Source organism: Pseudovibrio sp. POLY-S9, from assembly GCF_001431305.1.
GTDB lineage: Bacteria > Pseudomonadota > Alphaproteobacteria > Rhizobiales > Stappiaceae > Pseudovibrio.
In genome coordinates, this window is sequence record NZ_LCWX01000260.1 from 116,618 (window position 1) to 120,668 (window position 4,051).

The 4,051-nt window shown below is 52.7% G+C and carries 4 protein-coding genes; 3 read left to right on the top strand and 1 reads right to left on the bottom strand.

Going from position 1 to position 4,051, the window contains the following annotated elements:
- Together PPL9_RS34580 and rarD are read left to right on the top strand one after the other, a co-directional pair.
- Positions 1-462, top strand: a 462-nt coding sequence (locus PPL9_RS34580; RefSeq protein WP_280139095.1) for an alpha-isopropylmalate synthase regulatory domain-containing protein, incomplete at its 5' end; no start/stop codon positions are given.
- A 123-nt stretch (positions 463-585) separates the two neighbouring features.
- Positions 586-1,527 carry an EamA family transporter RarD gene (gene rarD, locus PPL9_RS29560; protein WP_057466058.1) on the top strand — a complete coding sequence of 314 codons (942 nt, stop codon included), beginning with the start codon at positions 586-588 and terminating at the stop codon, positions 1,525-1,527.
- Between the two features lie 54 nt (positions 1,528-1,581).
- Here rarD and PPL9_RS29565 read toward each other — a convergent pair whose 3' ends face one another.
- On the bottom strand, positions 1,582-2,172 hold the full coding sequence (locus tag PPL9_RS29565) for a TIGR00730 family Rossman fold protein (RefSeq protein ID WP_057466059.1): 591 nt from the start codon (positions 2,170-2,172) through the stop codon (positions 1,582-1,584).
- Positions 2,173-2,438: 266 nt separating this feature from the next.
- Here PPL9_RS29565 and PPL9_RS29570 point away from each other — a divergent pair, with 266 nt between their 5' ends.
- On the top strand, positions 2,439-3,887 hold the full coding sequence (locus PPL9_RS29570) for an Ig-like domain-containing protein (protein WP_208989722.1): 1,449 nt from the start codon (positions 2,439-2,441) through the stop codon (positions 3,885-3,887).
- The last annotated feature ends 164 nt before the right edge of the window (positions 3,888-4,051 follow it).

The following is a 4,051-nucleotide window of genomic DNA, read 5'->3' on the forward strand; positions in this document are numbered from 1 at the left end:
GATGCCTCCTTCGAGCTGCTTGCCCGCAGACGCCTGCATTCCGTGCCGGATTACTTTGATGTCCTGTCCTTCCGCACCGGTGTCGAGCGCCGCTACAATGCGCTGGGTGAACGTGTCACGGTCTCCGAAGCGGTTGTGAAAGTGGAAGTAGACGGCGAGACGTTCATGTCGGTGGCTGAAGGGAACGGTCCGGTCAACGCGCTCGATCTTTCGCTGCGCAAAGACCTCGGCAAATACCAAAGCCTGATAGCTGACCTTGAGCTGATAGATTATAAAGTGCGAATATTGAACGGTGGCACCAGCGCGATCACACGTGTTCTCATAGAAAGCCAGAACAAGAAAACCGGCAAGCGCTGGTTCACAGTCGGCGTCTCTGAAAACATCGTAGATGCATCCTTCCAGGCCCTGGTCGATTCCGTTCGTTATTGCATTTTCAAAGCGAATGAGCTGGAAACAGCCTGATAGAGGCTGCCAAAGGCTTTTGAGCACGAAACGATTTGTGGTCGCGGATGCGCGGCCACGCCTTCCTTTTTTAACTGGCGTCAGGATCTCTGGCGCCTGTTTACGTTGTAATATGAGGGTTGAATGAGCCAGTCAGCGTCCGCTGCTGATCCGCTAAGCACGCCAGAAGCGTTCAAGGCTGGACTGATTGCAGCAGTATCTGCTTATCTCATGTGGGGCTTTGCACCCATGTACTATAAGCTCACAGCAGACATGCCGGCGATCATCGTGATCTGCTATCGCGTGATTGGCTCCGTGCTGTTTCTTGGCGCCTTTCTGGTCATGAGCAAACTGCGCAAGGAGATCCTAGCGATCTTCTGCGATTTCTCGCGTCTGCGATACCTTCTGGTGTCGGCCTCAGTCATCAGCATCAACTGGACCATCTTTATCTGGTCGGTGGAAACGGGCAGGGTGCTGGATGCCAGCCTCGGCTATTTCATCAACCCGCTCGTCAGCGTGGGCTTGGGCGTTGTGCTGTTGTCCGAACGTCTGTCCAAAGCGCAGCTTGCAGCACTGGCGATAACCATCTTTGCCGTGCTCTACAAAACCTTTGAGGTGGGCGAGCTGCCGTGGGTGTCTGTTGTGTTGGCCCTCAGCTTTGCGCTCTACGGCTATGTGCGCAAGCAAGCACCTGTAAGCGCCGTTGCTGGACAACTGGTGGAAGTTCTGCTCGTCCTGCCATTCGCGCTAGTCGGTATCTGGTACTTCGCGCAGGCTGGCACTGGTGGCATCTATCCGGCAATTCCGGTGGAACACCCATGGTTCTTGTCTCTGCTGCTGTTCACAGGCGTGATCACAGCAGTCCCATTGGTGGTCTTCGCCTTTTCAGCGCGCCGCTTGCCTATGATTTACATTGGCTTCTTGCAATACATAGCGCCATCCATCCACTTCCTCAGCGCCATTTGGTTGTTTGGTGAAGAGCTGTCGATTGAGGGCTTGTTTGCGTTTGGAATGATCTGGTTCTCACTCGTCATCTTCTCGGTCGACGGTGTGATGGCAAGGCGCCGCGTTGCGAAGCTGGCGTAACAGTGAGTTGGACAATAATTAAAAAAGGCCGCTGAATACTCAGCGGCCTTTTTGTTACATATCCTTCAAATCAGGATGTTCAACTTTGCAGCCCTCAATGGCCTTGCAAAGAATATCGACGCTTTGACCAACATCCTCGGTGATCTCGTAGGTGATGTCGCTGTCCGGGCGAATAAAGCCAAGACTACGCATGTGGTCGAGCAATTCCATCAAAGGCGTCCAGAACTGGTCAAGATTGAGAAGCAGCATGGGCTTGTCATGGCGGCCAAGCTGAGCCCAGGTCAGCATCTCCACAAGTTCCTCAAGAGTGCCGATCCCACCGGGCAGCGCGATAAACGCATCAGCTTTTTCAAACATGGTGCGTTTGCGCTCATGCATGTCCTGAGTAACGATCAGCTCATGAGCATCTTCCAGCATCACCTCTCGTTCCATCAGGAACTTGGGAATGACACCGGTGACTTCTCCGCCATTTTCAAGAACAGTTTTCGCAACAGCTCCCATAAGTCCAATGGATCCGCCACCATAAACGAGTCGAATCCCTTCACGGGCTAATAATTCACCAAGCTGAATCGCCGCTTTTTCAAACAGCGGCTGACTTCCAGCATTGGAGCCGCAATATACGCAGATGCTTTTCAAGGTTTTCATAGGTATTCTGTCGCATTAGGCTAGGGGGAACGTCAAGCAAGGCTCGTAAAATGAGGTTAACTTCACCATATGCGCAACTTGCCTGACATGGTGCACCTTGCCCCTCGGGTTAAACATGTATAACAAACACGATTAAAGTCTGTCCTTTTTGCCTAAAGCTAAGGAAAAGAGACAGCCGGATAAACTGATATCCGGACAATCTGATATAATGTCAAAGCATACCATGTCGAGTGAACTATGGTCTGCTTGAGGAGCAATTGAGAACCATGTCGAAATCGGGGATGAACTGGTTGCTGACAGTTGCTGTGGCTGTTGCTGCAGGCGCAATCGGTGCGGGGGCGTACTACCTGAGCAAGGAAGATACTTCGGTTGTTGCAGAAGCTGAAAAGGCTGTTGCAAAGCTGGAGGCTGCTGCAAATGGCAAAGTACAGCTCAACTCGTCGGGCACTCAGACGGACAAGGCAGAAGCTGGCAAAGCCCCTGAAGTGACCACTCAGCTGGATACCGCCGCTGTTACCACCGACAATGTTCCAAGTTTTGATGTGATGCGCGTTGAGCCGTCAGGCGATGCCGTTGTCGCTGGCCGCGCTGAAGCTGGTTCCATTGTTGCGCTCATCTCCAATGGGGATGTGGTTGGCAAAGGCATTGCGAACAACAGCGGTGAATTTGCAATTGTTCTGGAAAGACCGCTGAAACCGGGCGACCACGATGTCAGCCTTGAAGCGACCAATCAGGAAACTCAGGAAAAGAGCGGCTCGCAGCAACACATCGCAGTGTCTGTGCCTGAAGACGAAAGCGGTGAGGTTCTGGTTGTTCTGAATGAACCAGACGCACCATCGAAAATTCTCCAGCTGCCAGAAACACCTGTGACTGCAGAGCCCGTTGCAACAGCGAATGCAGATTCACCTGAAACGACTGCTCCTGCTGACGTTGCAGCTGCACAGACCCCTGGCGCAAAGGAAAAAGCACCAGCTCCGGTTAATGCAGCGGCTGAAACGCCAGCACAGGCATCTGCAAATACTGAAGTTGCCGTCACTGAGACGCCTGCACCTGTAAATACAACATCTGCACCAGCAGCAGAAGCAGCCACACAGACCGCTGACGCACCTGTTGAAGTCGCAGCGCAAACTCCGGCGCCTGTTGAGACACCTACAGCACCGGTTGCAGCCGCAACTGAAGAGCCGCAGCTGACTGTCAAAGCCGTTGAAACTGAGAAGGGCAAGGTCTTCGTTGCTGGCGAAAGTGAGCCTGGCGCGCAAGTTCGTGTTTATGTGGGCGAAGAGTTTGTTGGCGAAGCGCAAGCAGGCACCGAGGGTCGCTGGCTCGTAGAAGCTGAAAAAACAATCCCTGCTGGCAATGTGGAAGTCAGAGCTGACAAAGTCGAAAACACCAACGGTAAAGTGGAAGCCCGCGCACAGGTTGTCTTCACCAAAGGTGAGAATGACGTTGCCATGATCCCGGTTCGCCTTGTTGCGGAAGGGTCTGGTTCAAAAGGAGCCTCTGCTACCGTTGGCATTGGCGAATTGCCGAACGTTATCATCCGCCGCGGCGATAACCTTTGGACCATTTCCCGTCGTCTCTATGGCAAGGGCACACGCTACACCACCATCTATCAGGCCAACAGCCAGCAGATCCAAAATCCGGATATGATCTTCCCGGGACAGGTGTTCATGTTGCCTGTGGCTGACCTGAATTGGAAAACAATTAATAACTGATCTGGATTCTTCTCTTCGAACGTCCTATTTAAGAAGAGAAAGCTTTCCAGATTGATCTTTAGGAAAGCGCTGGATGAACAATCCGGCGCTTTCTCTGGTTTGCGATCCTACTGCGTACTCCCGAAAAGTGGTTCCGGTTTTCGGATAAGAGTGCGCTCCAAAAG